Source organism: Nostoc sp., from assembly GCF_036917615.1.
Taxonomy (GTDB): Bacteria; Cyanobacteriota; Cyanobacteriia; order Cyanobacteriales; family Nostocaceae; genus Nostoc.
The window spans coordinates 13017-32898 of record NZ_JBALCZ010000039.1; the positions used below are offsets into that span (position 1 = coordinate 13017).

Sequence of the window (19882 nt, forward strand, 5' to 3'; positions counted from 1 at the left end):
TGACTAATAACGTAGGTTCTTGAAACAGTAACGAAGCTATGGAACCGGTGAATTCTGCTGAAGTAATTGCTCAAACAGATGTCGAAATGCAGCGATTAGGGTTGACATCAGAACAGGGACGGGAGCGATCGCGTTTTTTACTAATTGATGATGAATTGCATGAATTCCTCCAATATCTCCAATCTCAGCCAGACCCACTAGCGGGATTTTAGTTAGTCATTTGTCCTAAACTGGTATTAAGTACTTGAGCAGGCCACCCATTCCCAAAATAACCCCTCTTCATAAGTGAAGAGGGGTTATTTTGAGGTTTAAAGGAATGAAAAGTAGTAATTTACCATTTGCCAATCGTGACTATTAATTAAGAGCAGCAACTGCTGGGCGGCTACCAGCGGCGTGGCGGTCAATCACTTGGTCAATCAAACCATATTCCCTGGCTTCCTCTGGTGACATGAAGAAGTCACGCTCAGTATCTTCAGCAATGCGCTCAATTGGTTGACCTGTATGTTCAGCTAAATAGTCGTTTAGCCGCCGCTTGTGGTACAGAATTTCCCGCGCTTGAATTTCAATATCAGTCGCCTGTCCTTGAGCGCCGCCTAGAGGTTGATGAATCATAATCCGAGAATGGGGTAGACTCATCCGCTTACCCTTAGCACCAGCACTGAGGAGAAAAGCGCCCATACTCGCCGCCAATCCGGTACAAATTGTACAGACATCAGGGCGAATATGTTTCATAGTGTCAAAAATGCCCATACCAGCCGTCACCGAACCACCGGGAGAATTGATATACATATATATGTCTTTCTCCGGGTCTTCAGCATCCAAATACAGCAGTTGGGCAACAATCAAGTTAGCAATGTTGTTATCAACTTGTTGTCCCAAAAAGATGATGCGCTCACGTAACAGCCGTGAGTAGATGTCAAAGGCGCGTTCACCTCGACCCGATTGTTCAATAACGATAGGAATCATGGAAGCGTGTTTGTGGCTACTTTAAATACATTTTATCGGTGACAGCACGAAACTGGGGCTGATCTCTACTCTTCCCAGGCAGATAAATTAAACCTTTCTGGTTTTCCCTTCTCTTAGTAAGGGAGCAAAAGGTGCTTTTGTAATAGATTCAACCCCTAAGGGCACTTTTTAGCCACAAAAGCTGTCTAAGAGAATATCCCGATTTAGGGAAGAATAAATCAAAAAAATCCAACTTTCGCCAATCTCATGTCTGGGCTTTTGCTGTATAACCTTGGCGATCTAGTAATTAGACCGATAATGGAAATCCGACTTGCTTAGGGAATTACGTTAATCCAGTAACATTTTAAACATATTTTCGGATTTACCTCAGCAATTATCAAGTTATTTTTGTTAGATTCGGTAAATTGCTAGTACAAGGTGTATTTAGAATAACCAGTCTCAATTGAAATGCTATCCACCCAGAGAGACGTGCCATGCTGGAAAAACTTGTACAAGCCGCCATCATCACCTTCTTGCTCCACTTGATAGCAGAACTTAGCCCAAATACTTTAATTCAGACAAAGACAGCATCACCTGTGCCAGAAACGCCACCAAATATTGTTAGCTTGCTATTGCGATCTTTTCAGTAAGAATGTTTCACAAATTTTACATATCTAAGTAATTAGAGGCAAATAAACCCAACTATATAAAGAATAGTAAAGCTTTATGATTGCCTTGTAGTCAGCGCTTTGGCGCTAAAGCGCTGACTACAAACCGGGAATTTTTCACACCAACTTACTTAGGCGAGATCAAAGACATGCACTACTACCTCCTACCCAAGGGGTAATGGGTTTCTTGCTTGTGTACATGGGCGTCTAGGCTAACCCTCTTGGGAACAAGGTAGACTGAGCAAAGAAGGCAACTATTTGCACTTGATCATGACTAATCGCCTTGCTGAAGCTAAGAGCCTCTATCTCCGCAAACACGCCGAAAACCCAATTGATTGGTGGCCTTGGTGTGACGAAGCACTTGCAACTGCAAGGGCGCAAAATAAACCAATTTTTCTCTCCATTGGCTACTCTAGTTGCCACTGGTGTACTGTTATGGAAGGCGAGGCTTTTTCTGATATTGCGATCGCCCAGTACATGAATGCCAATTATCTTCCGATCAAAGTAGACAGGGAAGAAAGACCTGACCTCGATAGCATCTATATGCAAGCTTTGCAGATGATGAGCGGTCAAGGGGGTTGGCCTTTGAATATTTTTCTTTCCCCAGAAGATTTAGTGCCGTTTTACGCGGGTACTTATTTCCCTTTAGACCCGCGCTATGGTCGTCCTGGATTTTTGCAGGTGTTGCAATCCCTTCGCCGTTATTACGATACAGAAAAAGAAGACTTACAGCAACGCAAAGCCCTAATTATTGAGTCTCTGCTCACCTCTGCGGTGTTGCAATCCGGTACAACAACCGAGCTTGAAGACCATGAATTACTCCGCCAAGGTTGGGAAACCAGCACAGGTGTAATTACTACTAGGCAATCTGGCAATAGCTTTCCGATGATTCCCTATGCAGAATTAGCGCTGCGCGGAACTCGATTCAATTTTGAATCTCGCGATGATGGCAAGCAAGTTTCTAGCCAGCGAGGACTAGACCTTGCATTAGGGGGCATTTATGACCATGTGGGTGGTGGTTTTCATCGCTATACTGTTGACCCTACTTGGACAGTACCCCACTTTGAAAAGATGCTTTACGACAATGGACAGATTGTGGAGTATCTGGCTTCTTTGTGGAGTACAGGAATACAAGAACTAGCCTTTGAAAGGGCAATTGCTGGTACTGTAGTATGGCTAAAGCGGGAAATGACTGCACCTGAAGGTTACTTCTATGCTGCTCAAGATGCCGACAGTTTCACTGATCCCACAGCAGTAGAACCAGAAGAAGGAACCTTTTATGTCTGGAGTTACAGCGAACTACAACAACTGTTAACGCCTGAAGAACTAACAGAATTAGAACAGTTTACGGTGACACCTAACGGTAACTTTGAAGGACGTAATGTTTTGCAAAGACGCCATTCAGGTCAACTGAGTGCAACGCTGGAAACAGTACTAAATAAGCTGTTTACAGCTCGTTATGGCGTTAGTTCTGAGTCACTAGAAACTTTTCCTCCGGCTCGTAACAATCAGGAAGCAAAAACCGGTAACTGGCCAGGTCGCATTCCCTCGGTGACAGATACGAAGATGATTGTCGCTTGGAATAGCTTGATGATTTCTGGGCTGGCTAGGGCTGCTGGGGTTTTCCAACAATCGTTATATCTGGAATTAGCAGCACGAGCGGCGAATTTTATCTGGGAAAATCAGTTTGTCGATGGGCGTTTCCACCGACTCAACTATCAAGGAGAACCAAGCGTTTTAGCGCAGTCTGAAGATTACGCCTTTTTTATTAAAGCTCTCTTGGATTTACAAGCTTCCAACCCTGAGCAGAAGCAATGGTTAGAAAAAGCGATCGCTATCCAAGATGAATTCAACGAATTTCTCTGGAGTGTGGAATTAGGTGGTTATAATAACACATCAAGTGATTCTAGTCAAGATTTAATTGTCAGAGAGCGTAGTTACGCGGATAATGCTACACCATCAGCCAATGGAGTAGCGATCGCTAACCTTGTCCGTCTCGCCCTACTCACCGATAATCTAGATTATTTGGATTTAGCTGAACAAGGTTTGAAAGCTTTTAGGAGTGTCATGGATCGCGCTCCCCAAGCTTGTCCCAGTTTATTTACAGCTTTGGATTGGTATCGGAATTCTACCTTGATTCGCAGCACAACTGAGCAAATAAACTCTTTGATCCCCAAGTTTCTGCCAGTGGCTATGTTTGCTATAACATCTGATTTACCAGAGGGAAGCGTTGGATTAGTTTGCCAAGGGATGAAGTGCCTTGCACCAGCAGAAAGTGTAGAGCATTTATTGCAGCAAGTGCAGCAAAGTCAAAATAGAGGATAATTTTGGCAACATTAGACGCATAAGCGTGAATTAGGTGAAGTGATAATGACAACCCGTAGCGAATTAACTGCCATAGTCTTAGCAGGCGGCAAAAGTTCTCGTATGGGTCAAGATAAAGGCTTGATTCCAATTCAAGGGGTGCCATTGTTGCAGCGGGTTTGTAGTATTGCTCAAAGCTGTGCAGATACTGTTTATGTAGTCACTTCCTGGCCAGAACGCTATCAAGACTTGCTTTTGCCTGGTTGTAAGTTTATCCGGGAAGTGCCTTTATCTAGAGAATCTTTAGCCCACGGGCCGGTAGTTGGTTTTGCCCAAGGACTAGCCGAAGTACAGACAGATTGGGTGCTGCTGCTAGCTTGCGATTTGCCGAGGTTGCGGGTTGAGGTTTTGCAAGATTGGGTAACTAGACTTGATAGCGTGGGGGATGAGGCGATCGCAGCTTTAGCTGATCATCCGAAAGGCTGGGAACCTCTGTGTGGTTTCTATCGCCGTAGCTGTTTGCCACAACTCCTAGAGTTTATCAACCAAGGCGGGCGATCGTTTCAGGAGTGGCTTCGGCAATATCCTGTAGAAGTTTTGCCCTTAGCAGAACCCGAAATGCTGTTTAACTGTAATACACCAGAGGACTTGGCTTTAAGTTAAAAGTCTCGCACTACGAATTGTGGACGTTTGAAGATTTGGGATTGGCGATCGCTATACAAAATTGGTTCATTCTGATAAAAATTGTATTTTTTATTGTGAACAAAATACGAAAAAACCGATTGTGACTGTAGGCGGTGCAGAATATCGGATTTAATCACTTCATTTTTCCACTTTCAGCTTTGAGGCTTTTTAACTTAGCACTGCTGGGTTATTTTGTTGTCTTTAGTCTAAACTCCAGTTTATTCTGAGCTATCTTGGTTATGGTCTGAGCGCGTGAATTATAAGTGTAAATTAAAGCTAAAATTGGGATTGGCAGTACCAAAAGTGAAATTATCTATATTACGCTTCATTTTTATAATTATTAATATTTTTACTTATAATTTTACCTTCTCTGCGCTCTCTGGTAGAGAAGAGGCTGTGCTTGCACTCACAATCAAATCTTTACCTCAGCCATGAGGCATTGGCTGAGGTAGAAGCATTTTCAATTGCCTATTCTACGTTTTAGCCCTAACGTGGAACTGCTAACTATATGTATAAAAACGCGAGGAGTGATCATGGGGCAGACACAGGAGCTAGGACAGATTATCATCCTGAATGGTGTCCCGCGATCAGGGAAGTCGAGTATTGTCGCAGTGATCCAGGAGACATTTAATGGACTGTGGATGAACTTGGGTGTCGATAGGTTTATGCAAATGACTCCCGCACGATACCTGCCTGGGATCGGTCTGCGACCAGGGGGAGAACGCCAGGACATCGAACCCCTTGTTCCCACTCTGTACAGCGCCATGTATGAGTCCATCGCCGCCCACAGCCGCTTGGGTCTGAATGTCGTGGTTGATGTCGGACACCATGACGCCTACGCAAAAGAGCGGGGCATTCTGGCCGATAGTGCCCGGCGTTTGAACGGATTGCCGGTTCTGTTCGTAGGCGTTCGCTGCCCCATCGAGATCATTATGGAACGACGACAAAACACTCCTTGGAACGTGGTCAGTGCTGCCGACTCCCCGGTAGCACGTCCAGTTCAGTTATGGCAACGTGAAGTCCACATCCCTGGCATATATGACATTGAAGTAGATACCTCGTTGTTAACCCCGGGTGCGTGTGCCGAGGTGATACGCCAGCACCTCGCAGATAGTCCAGCATCGTCGGCATTCCAACGACTCGCTGCCCACTATACTTAAGCTGTAGTTATGACTGTGTTTACTATGATTTGGTATGAATTTATAAAGTGTGTGAATTCTATAAGGTGAAAGTTGAAAGGGAAATTCAATCCCTTTCACTACTTCTGTAAGAAATTTATTTAACCCGACAGAATTTGCGATCGCTATCACTCTCAGGATATTGCCAAGAATAGGCAAAATGGCTAACTCCCTTCAGTTGGGGGGCGAATTGGCGAAGTGCCTGCATTTGCGCTTCTAGGGAGGGACGATTACTAACGGATTTTCCCCACACACCAGCTAAAGCTGGGATTATCTGCGTACCCGGTTTTGCCATAGTCAAAACCCGCTGCACTTGCGACACAATACAACTGACATTACCGCAATTTCCATAAGACATAGGATGCCACTCTAATGTAGTCGGGAACCGATCCCAAGGTTGCAAACGGGAATCATACCCTTGTCCTACAGTTTGGTTGCCATTAGGGAAAAACACCACTCCTGTGGGAATACCTTGCTGCTTTGCTGGGTAACTAGCTATGGTGACAAAATCTAGAATTCCTTGCATGGCGTGGGCAACGGCAAGCTGCCACAACTCCCATTGTAAAAGTGGTTGTCTGTCGGTTGCAGACAGGATTGACTTTTGCGCTGATGGGAGAGGGCGTCCTTGCCAGAGGGGTTCCCCTTCGTGAGGATAAAGTTTATCAACTCCTGCTACATCTCCGCTAGTGACATATCCCTGACTCAAAAACCGGCGAATCAACTCCAGCCCTTTGTAATTCTGTGCCCGTTTAAATAAAGCTTCTTGAATTGCGGGAGTAAATAGCCATAAATCTGAAACTTTGGTGGCGATGGAATCACTTCCTGCTTGTCGGGGATAGCGCACGTAGTCCAATAGCAAGCCATCTGGGCGACGGCGCAAAACTTCTCGTACTAATTGGTAGTAATCGCGTTTTGCTTGCAGGTTGTAGGGATCGATAAATAGTTGAGAACCGTTATCTACGACATATAAGCTGGTTTGACCTTTGCCATTACGAGCGATCGCTGCTTCTCTATCTCGGCGCTGGGCGTAAGTATAGCCGAAATTTGTGGTAAACATCCAGGCGTAGACCTTTAAACCGCGTTGCCGACCTTTTTTAATTGCTGTGGCGAGTAAATCGGCGTTTTCTGATCCTGGGGTGCGAATTACAGAAGGCCAAACTGTCGGGTTAGCTCTTGCTGGCAATAATACCTGCCCGTCGTAAAATACTTCTAAATAAACTTGGTTATAGCCACGGTTAACAATTCGATCCATAATCTGCTCAATTATTCCTGGGTGAATGTCACAGGGATACACGCGTAACCAAATGGCTTGGGTTTGAGGCCAAGTCCGAGTGCGGCACTCCTGTAATTCCTGTGCCTGTTCTTGTAGGATGTTTTGGTAGCGGGTTTGAGCATCCTGCTTACCTTTGAGGGCTGATAAACGTAAGTTTTCTTTTTGTTGTGCCGCTGCTAATGGTAACTGGCAATACTGGGTTACTTGCGCCCTTGCCGGTTCGCTTCCAAAGTTGGGGAGCAACGAACTACTAGTGAAAACAACAGCGAATAGACGCCGCCAAAATAATGTTGATCTTGCAACGTTCAAAGGATGGTTAGACATACCTACCAGTAGATGGACACAATAATCATCGACCCCAATTCAGATAATTGTGGGCAACGTGTATCGAATTATATAGTTAAGTAGTAAAGGTTTTAAAACCTATTTTTTCAAGACTGCCAAACACGTATTTCTGCGCCGCTCTGATTTCTCTGTGCGCTTGGAGCAGTTTTATTCTTCCATGACTCGTGCTTAAGTCCTAAAAAATAGGATGCTGCCGAAAGTTAACCATTAAATCTCCACCCACTATCAATACTACTCAGGGTAAAGCATTTTTAACTTGGAATTGGGTTTGGGTTATGATTGTGATCCAAAGGAAGATAATCCGGTTTTCTCTCACCTTTAAAGATTCCTAATACATCAACACTGCTGAAGAAAACAACACGTTTGAGTTTTGCCTCTGCTGCTGAAAAAATATGCCAAGTTCCGAGAAGATTGACTGCCATTATTTCATCCAGCACATCTTCAGAGTGTCCAAGTAGCGCTGCAAGATGAACAACTGCATCGCAGCCTTTAAGTGCCGAACGAATTTCATTTGGATTCAGAATATTATGACCATTTGCAATATCAAAGCCAATTACTTCACATCCGTCAGCACGTAAAACTTTTTCAACAACCGAACCAATCATTCCTTCGTTGCCAGTAACTAATACTTTCATAACACTCAGGATTGTTTATCATATTTACTAATATGCATATTTAGTATTAACAGACATTTTAAAATTTTACGTAACTCTGGCAATTTTAGATTTTAGATTTTGCGGAAAGTCTGGGCGGAGGTTTCCTCCGATCAGAACTTTCCAAGACGGATTTTGAATTTTGGTGAAGCAGTGCGGTCTTCTCCCAAAGGTAGAGGCTAGCGCCAAGGGGGTTTCCCCCATAAGTGACTCCTGTTAGCGCAGCGTTAGCGAGGTACGAGCGTCACCCGAAGGGATTGAAGAAAAAATCTAAAATCGTTCGACTGACTTGTACTGAGCCTTGTTGAAGTAGCGCTTACGCCGAAATCTAAAATCTAAAATTGAATAACTCTTAACTAATGAAGTTTTCGTCGTGCTGCTGCTAAAATTAAGCGTTGTTCAGCACGAGCGATCGCTTGATATGTTCGCTCGACTGCTTCCGGTTCAACAGAGATGGAAGTTATGCCCAATTCCACTAACTTATCGATGATTTCTGGATAGAGGGCTGGTGCTTGGCCGCAGATTGAACAAGGTATGCCGGCACTTTTAGCCATTTGGATGAGTTGAGCGATCGCACTCATAACTGCCGGATGACGTTCATTAAATACTTTTGCTAGCTGTCCTTGTTCTCGATCCACTCCTAGCAGTAATTGGGTTAGGTCGTTTGTACCAATAGAAATTCCAGCTGCACCTGCTTTGACATATTCTGGTAGTAAAAACAGTATGCTTGGCACTTCTGCCATCATCCACAATTGAAACTGTGACACCTCAGTTAAAAGAGCTTGCTCAACTTTGCGACGGCAAAAGACAAATTCTTCCACAGTCCGCACAAAAGGCAACAATAGATTGACATTGTTGTAGCCAGCTTGCTGTACACTCGCTAAAGCTTTCAGTTCCAACTCAAATACTGCGGGATTTCGTAAATAGCTGAAAGTGCCACGTTCACCCAACATCGACTGTGGCGAAGATTGTAAACTATCACTCAATGATGGGAAATCCTGCGATCGCCAATCTAAAGAACGATAAAAAACTGGTCTTGGTGCAAAAGCACGGGCAAACTGCATAATCTGCTCAGACCATAGCTCTAACAATTCTGCCTGACGCCCGCCTAAAATCCAACTATTCGGATGTTGCCCGGACAATATATTTAGTACCATCAATTCTGAGCGCAACAATCCTACCCCATCCACAGGGAAGCTTTGCACTTGTTCTATTAAACTGGACTGACTCAAGTTAACCAGCAGTTGGGTAGCAATCATAGGTAGATGAGAAGTAACAGGAGAGCGGTATGGGGAGATCGGGAGATGGACAGACAGAGGATTTTCTGCCACTTTCCCCCTCTCCATTTCTCCTCCTTTCCCACTTTCCCCTTCTCCTCTGATCCGATAAACTTCTCCTCTGTCGCCATCGAGCAGCAGTCGTTCGCCAGTTTGGATTAAGCTTGTAGCAGATGTTGCGTTCACTACTGCTGCGATACCTAATTCTCTGGCAAGAATTGCAGCATGGCTGGTTAATCCGCCTTGTTCGGTAATAATACCAGCAACTTGTTGCAGTAATGGTAGCCAATCAGGGGCGATCGCTGGTACTACTAAAATCACTCCCTTGGGTAGTTGTTCAGGTTTCTGTTGCGGATTAATTACTAGGGCAGTCGCGACAACACGTCCCCCTGCCGCCCCTAGTCCCCTAATGAAGTGTCCGTGGGGAATTACAGATTGGGGAGAACTAACTTGTGTGATGTAGAGCTTGCCAGATGTAGTTTGTTGAGCGATAGTCCATTTAATGGTAAAAATTTTACCTAGTTCACTCACCAATTGAGTTCCCAGAGTAATTATTTGTTGTAAGTATTCTTCTTGTAAAGCGTACTGTTTTTGTTGGGCTTCTTGAATTACGTAGGTACTCAGACAAGTGTGATCTGGTGTTAGCACTGAGTTCGGCACGGCTTGCGAAAAAGCTCCAGGTGCTGGATCATCAACACCATAAGCCAGGATTTTATTGCCGAGCTGTTGCTCAAGCACAACCCCAGTTGCCTGTTGAATGTAGTAAACATCTGGCTGGACTTCGCCTTGAGTGATCGCAATTCCTAATCCCCAAGTAGCTTCAATTTCCCACCCAGAGGAATTGGCTTTGAGTAAACCACTGGCGATCGCATTCTCAACAGGTTGAACCAAAACTGCTAAACTGATTTGTTGCAGGTTAATTCCTGAGTGCTGCCAATATAGTAGACTTCTAGCACGAAATATCTGGCTCCAGGTACGCTTTAATGCTCTTGCGATCGCTTCGGGTTCGCATTGGCAAAACACCGACTCTAGCAAACCAGATATATTCTTCATACTTGGGGTAGCAGTTGATACTGCCAAGGTAGGTCGAAGAATCAAACAGCCAGTTTGCCATTCTCTAGCTGCTTGGAAAATTGTACTCACCCACTGCTGTGGCACACTCGCAGTCAGAATTTCTTGGCGCAAGCGACCAGCTACCTGCTGAAGTTGACGCCAATTAGTTACATCTAGGTGTAAGGAAGAATCGGGTAAGTCAGCCACTAATGACTCTGAACTATTGAGATTTTCGAGAAATTGTCGCAAAATTTCTGCCGAAACGACAAAACCAGGCATCACCGGATAGCCACGCTGCATGATTCTGCTCAAGTAAAACGCTTTCTCACCTACTTTGGCGCGGTCTTGTAGTTTAATTTGGTCTAGCCAGTAGAGTTTGTCCACTCAATTTGTTAGTTGTCAGTTGTCTATTTGTAGCCACAGCCATTTCTTCCTGGTACGTTATCAGTTGTAAATCCACTGACTCCCTACTAGGATGAGTTTCCAGCATTTACGTTGAATTTGCCGACCTTACTAGTGGTTAATTGCTAGTTACACGATATATTGCTGTAATTCGACTCCTTTGTAAATCAAATATTTTCCTTCATTTCGCCTCTCTTCCCTGAAACCGGGGGTTTAGTTATTTGATCAAGTTGTAGATGGTTATCATATTTCATTATTGAGTGCATGGGTTAAATCGAGCAATTTGAGGTAAAAATTTATATTTCAGTAATTTTAAATAGCTAAAAAACTATTTAATAAAGTTAAAAGTCATATCGTTTGCCCAGATTATGACCATTGTGATAATTTAACAATGCAAACCTTCATTTATCATTGACAAAAATAATATATTATTGGAAAATAATCTTAATAATAAAATATATTAATTTACACCTCAAAAAGTATTCCCGAATTGATAGAATCAAAATATTATATAGGCTGTTACACTACACCCATTGGATTAAACTCCATGTATAAAAGGTTATAAGAGTTTTGTACTATTTTAATAACTATATTACCAATTAACCTAATATATAAAATTTTCTACACCAAACTAAGCATTGCCAAACACTTACTACCTTGCAACTAATGATTGGCTGAATATCAGCTTCAGGCTTTGCTTTGCATTGCTTATTGGCGCAATTATCGGTTTAGAGCGCCAAATTAGGCGCAAACCAGCCGGTTTAAGAACTCATATGCTGGTGAGTTTCGGTTCAGCCCTGTTTACCCTGATAATTATGCAAACAGGTGGGCTGCAAGCCAGTCCTGATGCACTTAGCCGCGTGATTCAGGGGATTGCAGCCGGTGTAGGATTTTTCGGTGCTGGAGAAATTGTGCGCCAATCTACCCAAGAATCACAGCAACTTGAAATTCACGGACTCACCTCAGCGGCGGCTATTTGGGTTTCGGCTGCTTTGGGAATTGCTGCTGGCTGTGGTTTGTGGCAGTTAGGATTAATCGGTGTTCTGCTGACTTTTTTGACTCTCAACGTTTTTAAAAGGTTAGAAAAACGTCAATAGTCAATAGGAGGCGATTAGGATTTTAGATTGATACATTAATTTTTAATCACCTGATTTTTTTGCTAAGAACGCTTGTAAATCGGCCCCTTTCTAGGGAATTAAACAGCCCTGCTTTCAGCAACGGCTGTCTTTTGTGCCATGTTATGCCCGTGAGTTGCGACTTAGGAATAACTGAGCTTGTCCACTTCTCGGACAGATATCAAATTGATCATCCTAAGTTTTTAACCAACAAGAAAACTAAACGCACTCGGAAAATTAGACAGCGACGAGTTAGTAGAAAAGTTAAAGGTAGCAAAAATCGTAAAAAATCAGCCAACAAATTAGGACGCTTTTACAACAAAATTACAGATAAACGTCAAGCAGGTCAATGGTATGTTGCTAATAAAATAGTATCTATAGCAATCCTAAATGAGTCGTGAAAATCTCCGATTCCTCTCTCTGCGCTCTCTGCGCCTCTGCGGTTAATTTATTTTTACAAATGATTTAGGACTGCTATAGAAAGGTTGATGCTATTGCATTGGAAAATTTTGAACCATAATTATTATAAATTTGGGATTATTTCTCCTGCTTTCACAAAAAGAATTTGGGAGGACTTCAACCACTGGGAATCAAAAGAACCCAAGTGAGTGGTAGTAATCAGGGTCTGAAAGCGGTCTTGAATCGCATCAAGCAATTGATTTTGGCGGGATAGATCGAGTTCGGCAAGAACGTCATCAAGCAATAGCAGCGGTGGCTCTTTGACGACTTCTTCAATTAATTGTAATTCTGCTAATTTTAAGGCTAGAACCAACGTTCGTTGTTGACCTTGAGAACCGTATTGACGAGCGGGTGTCTGGTTAATAGTTAATTCTATTTCGTCTCTATGGGGACCAACAAGGGTAGTGCCTTGGTGCATTTCAGCAATTGCTCGCTGCTGAATTTTTGCTAAAAAAGCTTGCTGCACTTCTTCTGGATGGTTATCTTCTAAAGGAATATTAGGCACGTACTTAATTTGCAGAATTTCTGTACTGCCACTGATACTGGCGTGCCAAGCAGTAGCAATGGGAGCTAGTCGTTGTATGGCGCGATCGCGTCGTCTAATTACCCTTGTTCCTGTAGTCGCTAACTGTGCATCCCACACAGCAAGTTCTGAGGAGTCAGCGTCGTGCGTATTTTCCCAAGGCACCGGCTTGCGGGGATTCTCCCCGTTGTGCTGACTGCCGCCCAGATGAGGCGATTGGGGTTGCTGATTACTGGGTGCTAAATCTTGATTTCTCTTCAAAAAAGCATTGCGCTGGCGTAACACATGGTTATACTGCTGCAAAATGTGAGCATAAACTGGTTCGAGTTGAATTAAGAGTGTATCTAACCAGTTGCGGCGACCCTCGGGGCCACCGCGTACTAGTTCTAAATCCAGGCTGGAAAATTGGACTGCATTGAGAACGCCGAGAAAATCCATTTGACGGCGGATAGATTCACCATTGAGAGCAACGCTACGGCGACCATTGCGGCGCAGCGTTAAGGCAAGGTCACTAACGCCTGTTTGTCGTTCAAGGGTGGCATTAATTTGGGCTATAGCCTCCCCTTCTTGAACTAAATCGCGATCGCGAGCCATTCGGTGCGATCGCAATGTCGCCAGCAACTCCACCGCCTCCAACAAATTCGACTTTCCCTGAGCGTTATTACCTACCAAAATTGTTTTGGCAGCATTAAACTCAACTTTTTGGTCTTGATAATTGCGAAATTGTCGGAGGTTTAGAGTTTTGAGGTACATAGGGAAAAGTTAAAAGTGAGGAGTGAGGAGTTAAGAGTGAGGAGTGAGGAGTGAAGAATTTTGAGTTTTGAATGCAAAATATTCTTCAACTCCTAACTCCTAACTCCTCACTTTTTCAAACAGCCTTCTTGCCCATAATCCGCAAAAATATCTTTTCCAATTCAATCCAGACAAACATTAAGGCACTGAAGCCAATACAAACCCCCAACTCTTGCATATTCAGGTAGTGAGTACCAAAGAAATCTCGCAGGGGTGGAACATAAACTAGCATCAGCTGCAAAATCGTAGTTATAACAACAGCCGCTAGTACAAATATATTAGAGAAGGGATTCATCTCGATAGTCAGTCGGTTATTGGAACGAATAGCGATCGCATGACCCATTTGGGCGATACACAAGGTAGTAAATACCATTGTCTTCCAAGTATCGCGATCGCCCTGATAGCCTGGGGCATGGGTATGTTGATAAGCCCACCACATTAAGGCAATGGTGATAATCGCAAATATTATACCAATGCGAATCATATAAGAACCCAATCCCCTCGCGAAAATACTTTCACGGGGACTAAAAGGCGGACGTTGCATCACATCCGGTTCTGGAGGTTCCACAGCTAATGCCAAGGCTGGTAAACCGTCTGTTACCAAGTTCATCCACAAAATTTGTAAGGGGGTAAGGGGAACGCCTCCTAAACCAATTAAGGGTGCGGCTGCAATTGTGAGAACTTCACCAATGTTACTGCCCAGGATGTATTTGATAAAGCGGCGGATATTGGTGTAAACAACTCTACCTTCCTTGGTGGCGCTGACAATGGTGGCGAAGTTGTCATCAAGTAATACCATGTCGCTGGCTTCTTTACTAACATCAGTGCCAGTAATACCCATTGCAATACCGATGTCGGCTTGTTTAAGGGCTGGGGCATCGTTGACACCATCGCCTGTCATCGCTACAAATCTACCTCGGCGTTGCAGTGCTTGGACAATTCGCAGTTTGTGTTCTGGGGAAACCCTAGCATAGATGCTCACCAGGTCAACATTTTGCTCTAATTCCTGGTCATTCATCCGCTGCAATTCTTGACCTGTCAGGAGACGATCGCTTTGTTGGGCAATTCCCAAATCGGTAGCGATCGCTCGTGCTGTTAATTGGTGGTCACCAGTAATCATCACTGGGCGAATGCCTGCATCCCGACACTCTTGGACTGCTAACCTCACCTCTGGGCGTGGCGCATCTAACATTCCCACCAATCCCAGCCACACCAAGTTTTGCTCGGATATCTCGTCTGAACCTTCCGGTGGGATCTGTGCGAGGGGTTTGTAGGCAAAACCTAGCACCCGCAAACCTTTACTCGCCATTTGGTCATTTTCTGCCAAAATTTTCTGGCGTTGCTTCTCGGTCAAGGGGGCTGAGTGATTGCCCAAATGAATTTGAGTGGAACGTGCCAAGGTTAACTCTGGAGAACCTTTGGTAAACATTAAGTAAGGTTCAGATTGGAGAAAACTAGCAATCGCTGGGTCAACGCTTCTCGAAGATGCTTCACTTGTAGCGACTTCCTGCACCTGAGAAATCACGCTCATCCGCTTGCGTTCCGAGGAAAAGGGAAACTCCGCAACGCGAGTTAATTTACTGTTCCACTGGTCTTTTTCGATTCCAGCTTTTCTTGCCAGTGTTAACAATGCCCCCTCTGTAGGATCTCCCAAAATTGCCCATTCCCCTTGTTCTATTTGCAACACAGAATCATTACAAACGGCACAGGCTACTGACAACGCTGAGATTTCTGGAGACTCCTCTGAGGAAATTTTTTGACCATCTAACTGGAAATCCCCTGTGGGAGCATAACCATCTCCAGTGACGCCAAAAGTTTTGTTATTAGTGGAAACCGATTGCACCACCATTTTGTTTTGAGTCAGGGTACCGGTTTTATCAGAACAGATAGTAGTTACAGAACCCAATGTTTCCACTGCTGGCAGTTTACGAATCAAGGCATTCTGGCGCACCATTCGCTGCGTTCCCAGTGCCAAGGTGACGGTAATGACAGCTGGTAAACCTTCTGGCACCACAGCAACTGCCATACTCAAGGAAACTTCCAACAGTTCTTGGATATTTTTAAAACCTCCGTCCTTGATCACACCGCCAGCGACAACGATCGCCACGAGAATCAAGGAACCTGTAACCAAGACATTGCCCAGTTGAGTCATCCGTTGCTGTAACGGTGTCGGTTCACTTTCTACCGCCTGCAACATGGTGGCAATTTTGCCTAGTTCTGTAGTCATTCCAGTGTTAGTCACCAGAACCTTGGCTCGTCCTTGGACTACTTCAGTTCCTTGAAACACGACATTTAGGCGATCGCCTAATGATGTTTCCTCCGGCAATTTTAGTGATGCCTGTTTATTCACTGCTTCGGCTTCACCAGTCAATGCCGACTCACGCACTTGTAAACTAGACTCTTCTATCAAGCGTCCATCTGCGGCTATCTGCATCCCAGCTTCCAGCTGCATTACATCCCCTGGGACTAGTTCCTTGGCTGCTATCTCCACCAGTCTAGCGTCGCGGATCACCCGCACTAGGGGAGAGGTCATTTTTTTCAAGGCTGCCAATGCTTTTTCGGCACGGCTTTCTTGGACGTAGCCGAGTATGCCATTGAGGATGACAATTGCTAAGATAGCGATCGTATCTTTAAATGGCACTTCACCAGGCTTCAAATTGCCTGACTGCAAACGCATCAGGTCTAAAAATCCCGAAATCAGAGCTACGCCAATCAGCATCAACAACATAATGTTCTTGAACTGATCCAGCAGAATTTCCCAAGCACTACGGCCAGCAGTTTCTTCTAATTCATTGGAGCCGTATTTTTGCAATCTCTGTTGAATATCTTGGGATGTTAAGCCACTGTCTGCGTTACTATCGAGCAGGTCTAACGCTTTATCAACTTCTAAACTATGCCAAACGGCGGCACCTTCAGGCAGAGAATTAGCAGACATCGTGTAGGTCACAGGAAATGGTTACAAAATTCGATCATACATAATAATTTAGTGATGGCTGAAAAACCATCTTTTAAAGTTACATTATGGCTATTACCCAGTTGTATGAAAGTATATGTAATTCTTAACATTTGTAAATCTATACTTTTTTAAGATAGTGTTATTTCTTACGAAAGAGTTTTTCGGAACATATCGTACCGATAATTGTGAGTAATAGAGCTTTGAAGCTTTGTTACAGAAGCATATGCCACAATTAATTTTAGGCTGCCATTGCTTTAATTTACATCTAGTCAATAGCCAAGATGTATGGCACGATTGCATTTCTCTATTTTGAATTTTGCGGAAAGTTAAGCCAATCGCTGGTGTATTAACTCACTCAAGCGAACTCGCATACCAGTAGAGTTTTTTGACTTAGCAAACTTTTCAAGCCGAATTTTTAATTTTGAATTGCTTAGGCGTACTAAACCATTCAATAAATATGCTTAATATGAGTTTTGCACTCCCCACGACCGCAAGCCAGATGTTTGGGCAAAAAACAATTCGACCGCTTACTGCTGCTACCCTGTGTGGTATTACTTTCATTAAAGATAGACTGATTGCCATTGACAGTATTAAAGGGCATCTACTGGAGATTGATCCCACCTCTGACAACAGCAAAATTCTCAATCCCCATCAAGTTAAAGAATTTACCGATGTCACTGGTCTAGCGGCATGGGAAGATACCCTGTGGGTGAGCCGAGAAAATAGTGTTTACTTGTGCAAGCTCAATGCTTTGGATCTGGAACATTTTGTGACATTGCCTTATCCGGCTGACGGCGTTGCTGTTTGGGAAACAACAGTTTACGTCAGTTGCCAAAGGCTGGGCTATATTCTGATTTTTGACCGCCAAACGCGAAAAGAGATTACCAGATTTTATGCCCCTGGAGTTGGAGTAGAGAATTTGGCAGTGAGTCAGGAAATCCTGTGGATTTGCGATCGCACCGAACAATCAGTTTACGCGATGGACAGGGCGACGGGAGAACTTAAATTCAGTGTCCTGACACCCTTTGAATGTCCCACAGGCATAGCGATACATAAAAATAGCCAAACAGACAAAGAAAGTATTTACGTCGCTTACGCCTCAGAGGAGGCTTATATACGGGACAACCCAAATGCTGATCCGAGTCATGAGCTAACGTTCCGCGATCGCACTTTTATTCATCCCCTGTATTATCATTACCAACCAGATAAGCGTTACGCCCTCTCCAATGGCTATCTCATTGAAATGTCCTATGCTGAGGAAATTGCACCTTTAGACGAGGTTTATTTACCTGATGTGGAATGGCGCATCGCCCTACCCTCGGAAACTGAGCGTCAAAAGGTGAAACACATCGAACCCATTGGTATACCCTTTACCGAAGAAGTAGTAGAGGGGCAACGTGTAGCAGTCTTTAAATTTGATTCTCTAGCTCCAGGAGAACGGCATATATTTGGCTGGAAGGCACTTTTGGAAGTTCGAGGGATTAAGTATCGCATCACACCCAGAGATGTGGAGAATATACCGAAACTATCCCCAGAATTACAAACACGCTACTTAGTGGATGACGACGATTTAGCAATGGATACTACCATTGTTCGCCGTGGCGCCAGAGAAGCAATTGGTTCTGAAACCAATGTGCTGCGGAAAATGCACAGCATCCGCAACTACGTTTATGATCAGTTATCCTACGGTATTAAACCTTACATTGACACGCCAGATGTAGTTTTAGAACGGGGCGTTGGTTCCTGTGGCGAATATGTCGGCGTCTTACTTGCCCTATCCCGTTTAAATGGCATCCCTTGTCGGACTGTAGGTAGGTACAAATGTCCTCCCCATAGTGACTTACTAGGAGTGCCGCTACAACCCGACTTTAATCATGTTTGGCTAGAGTTCTACGTCCCGAATTTTGGCTGGTTGCCAATGGAATCAAATCCTGACGATGTGGGTGAAGGTGGGCCTTATCCGACGCGCTTTTTTATGGGCTTATGCTGGTATCACATTGAAATTGGTAAAGGTATCACCTTTGAAACCGTAACAAGTCAAGGTGCGCGGTTAACCAAACAAGATATCCCCATTGGCGATTTGGCGATTAATCATATTCGGTTCACAATTCTTAAAGAATTACCGCCTTTTTGAATTTCTTCGATTTATTTACCCAAATTATGCTTTTTAATTAGCTCCTGGTTTTCAGGCTTATTGAGCCAGTCTTCTAGAGCCTCAGCGATCGTATCGCTGAGGTTTTTATCTTTGAGAGCTACCACAGCCCGAAACAATCGGTTTAACTCTGGAGAAACATAGCCCCGTAATTCCTTCTTTTCACTCATCAACCTTGCATAGCGTACAACCGCTTAATTTTTGCATAGCTTTTTAGGCTATGTTGATTTAGTGGTTTATCCTATTATCCGATTGTCCTATTTGCACAGTATGATTATGAGTGTTGGAATGCGATCGCCCTGCGGCTGGATACCAAGTAGAGCGCTCGCTGATGTTTACCGCCATATTGGGAGATTAATAAATGATCATACAAGTGCAAGCCTTGGTTGAGCTTGAGGAATATTTTGCTCAACAAGCAAGACCAGAAGTAGGTGCAAATTATTTTGTGCGATTTATGACTCAAGGCTTTTTATCAGGTGCTGATTTCACCATCAATCAAATATCCTCTCAAGCAATTCCTCTTAAAGAACCACTCAAACATCTGTTAATTGGTTCTTCTAAAGCTGTAACCAGCACAATTCACTATTTGCAAGTTATTGGTTATGCAGATGTTGGCGATTGGAGTCCTCTACTACCAAGCCCCAATCCAGGCGAGATGATCAGCATTTTTAATAGACCTATTCTGGTGCAATAAATATTAAAAGTAAAAGAAAAGTCAAAATTCCAACTGATTTATAAACAAATTTATTTATCGTTAATCGCACTAGTCTTAACCCCTGACAACCCAAGATAAAAATCGATGTAGTTTACATCTAGGTTGTCTGATAGGAGTGAGAAGTGAGGACAGTAAAAGTACGAGTATTTAGCCGCTGTTTTTTGAAGATTGAACCAGTGCGATTCGTTGATTAGTAAATCGCGGTATTCAGCCCGTAAATAACTAAGCCAGCCCGACAGCAGATTACTGTTACTAAAGGCTGAACTCTCGGTCAGATGCAAGTGCAAGCCTTTCCATTCAGACTCAGAATTGACTCCTCACCTGCCCACACCGAATAAGCTCGGTTCTTATAGAGTGAAGCTGGGAACAGGGCGTAATCAGACGACCG

General features: G+C 43.9%; 16 protein-coding genes. 9 read left to right on the forward strand and 7 right to left on the reverse strand.

Annotated features, from left to right (window positions below; all coding sequences use genetic code 11):
• The first annotated feature begins 38 nt into the window (after positions 1 to 38).
• On the forward strand, positions 39 to 212 hold the full coding sequence (locus V7K85_RS13850) for a hypothetical protein (protein ID WP_334814226.1): 174 nt from the start codon (positions 39 to 41) through the stop codon (positions 210 to 212).
• A 142-nt stretch (positions 213 to 354) separates the two neighbouring features.
• On the opposite strand, the gene clpP is transcribed toward V7K85_RS13850, so the two are convergent.
• A complete protein-coding gene (clpP, locus tag V7K85_RS13855; RefSeq protein ID WP_334814227.1) occupies positions 355 to 966 on the reverse strand; it encodes an ATP-dependent Clp endopeptidase proteolytic subunit ClpP in 612 nt (203 codons plus the stop codon).
• 473 nt (positions 967 to 1439) lie between these two features.
• On the opposite strand from clpP, the gene V7K85_RS13860 reads away from it, so the two are divergent.
• The 4 genes from V7K85_RS13860 to V7K85_RS13875 all read left to right on the forward strand — a co-directional run bounded on the left by V7K85_RS13860 (position 1440) and on the right by V7K85_RS13875 (position 5761).
• Positions 1440 to 1595, forward strand: a complete 156-nt coding sequence (locus V7K85_RS13860; protein ID WP_334814228.1) for a hypothetical protein — start codon at positions 1440 to 1442, stop codon at positions 1593 to 1595.
• 288 nt (positions 1596 to 1883) lie between these two features.
• On the forward strand, positions 1884 to 3938 hold the full coding sequence (locus V7K85_RS13865; protein WP_334814229.1) for a thioredoxin domain-containing protein: 2055 nt from the start codon (positions 1884 to 1886) through the stop codon (positions 3936 to 3938).
• A gap of 45 nt (positions 3939 to 3983) precedes the next feature.
• The gene (locus V7K85_RS13870) at positions 3984 to 4580 is read left to right on the forward strand and encodes a molybdenum cofactor guanylyltransferase (RefSeq protein ID WP_334814230.1); all 597 of its coding nucleotides are present in this window, start codon (positions 3984 to 3986) and stop codon (positions 4578 to 4580) included.
• A 554-nt stretch (positions 4581 to 5134) separates the two neighbouring features.
• Entirely contained in the window at positions 5135 to 5761 is a 627-nt protein-coding gene (locus V7K85_RS13875) for a chloramphenicol phosphotransferase CPT family protein (protein WP_334814231.1), read from the forward strand.
• Positions 5762 to 5876: 115 nt separating this feature from the next.
• Here the strand turns inward: V7K85_RS13875 and V7K85_RS13880 are convergent, their stop codons facing one another.
• The 3 genes from V7K85_RS13880 to V7K85_RS13890 form a co-directional block, all read right to left on the reverse strand.
• Positions 5877 to 7376, reverse strand: a complete 1500-nt coding sequence (locus V7K85_RS13880; protein ID WP_334814232.1) for a family 10 glycosylhydrolase — start codon at positions 7374 to 7376, stop codon at positions 5877 to 5879.
• 272 nt (positions 7377 to 7648) lie between these two features.
• Positions 7649 to 8032, reverse strand: coding sequence for an NAD-dependent epimerase/dehydratase family protein (locus V7K85_RS13885; protein WP_334814233.1), 384 nt, complete (start codon positions 8030 to 8032; stop codon positions 7649 to 7651).
• A 374-nt stretch (positions 8033 to 8406) separates the two neighbouring features.
• On the reverse strand, positions 8407 to 10764 hold the full coding sequence (locus V7K85_RS13890) for a putative PEP-binding protein (RefSeq protein ID WP_334814234.1): 2358 nt from the start codon (positions 10762 to 10764) through the stop codon (positions 8407 to 8409).
• A gap of 656 nt (positions 10765 to 11420) precedes the next feature.
• Between V7K85_RS13890 and V7K85_RS13895 the strand changes: the two genes are divergently transcribed.
• Entirely contained in the window at positions 11421 to 11879 is a 459-nt protein-coding gene (locus tag V7K85_RS13895; RefSeq protein ID WP_334814235.1) for an MgtC/SapB family protein, read from the forward strand.
• A 143-nt stretch (positions 11880 to 12022) separates the two neighbouring features.
• Positions 12023 to 12298: a transposase gene (locus V7K85_RS13900; protein ID WP_334814236.1), complete on the forward strand. Its 276-nt coding sequence runs from the start codon at positions 12023 to 12025 to the stop codon at positions 12296 to 12298.
• Positions 12299 to 12420: 122 nt separating this feature from the next.
• On the opposite strand, the gene V7K85_RS13905 is transcribed toward V7K85_RS13900, so the two are convergent.
• Positions 12421 to 13632 (reverse strand): DNA replication/repair protein RecF, encoded by a 1212-nt coding sequence (locus V7K85_RS13905; protein ID WP_334814237.1) that lies wholly within the window; start codon positions 13630 to 13632, stop codon positions 12421 to 12423.
• A 115-nt stretch (positions 13633 to 13747) separates the two neighbouring features.
• The gene (locus V7K85_RS13910) at positions 13748 to 16606 is read right to left on the reverse strand and encodes a cation-translocating P-type ATPase (RefSeq protein WP_334814239.1); all 2859 of its coding nucleotides are present in this window, start codon (positions 16604 to 16606) and stop codon (positions 13748 to 13750) included.
• 487 nt (positions 16607 to 17093) lie between these two features.
• Between V7K85_RS13910 and V7K85_RS13915 the strand changes: the two genes are divergently transcribed.
• On the forward strand, positions 17094 to 18761 hold the full coding sequence (locus V7K85_RS13915) for a transglutaminase family protein (RefSeq protein ID WP_334814238.1): 1668 nt from the start codon (positions 17094 to 17096) through the stop codon (positions 18759 to 18761).
• A gap of 11 nt (positions 18762 to 18772) precedes the next feature.
• Here the strand turns inward: V7K85_RS13915 and V7K85_RS13920 are convergent, their stop codons facing one another.
• Complete coding sequence (locus tag V7K85_RS13920) at positions 18773 to 18949, reverse strand: hypothetical protein (protein WP_181373885.1); 177 nt, start codon at positions 18947 to 18949, stop codon at positions 18773 to 18775.
• Between the two features lie 284 nt (positions 18950 to 19233).
• Between V7K85_RS13920 and V7K85_RS13925 the strand changes: the two genes are divergently transcribed.
• A complete protein-coding gene (locus tag V7K85_RS13925) occupies positions 19234 to 19473 on the forward strand; it encodes a hypothetical protein (protein WP_334814240.1) in 240 nt (79 codons plus the stop codon).
• Positions 19474 to 19882 lie beyond the last annotated feature (409 nt).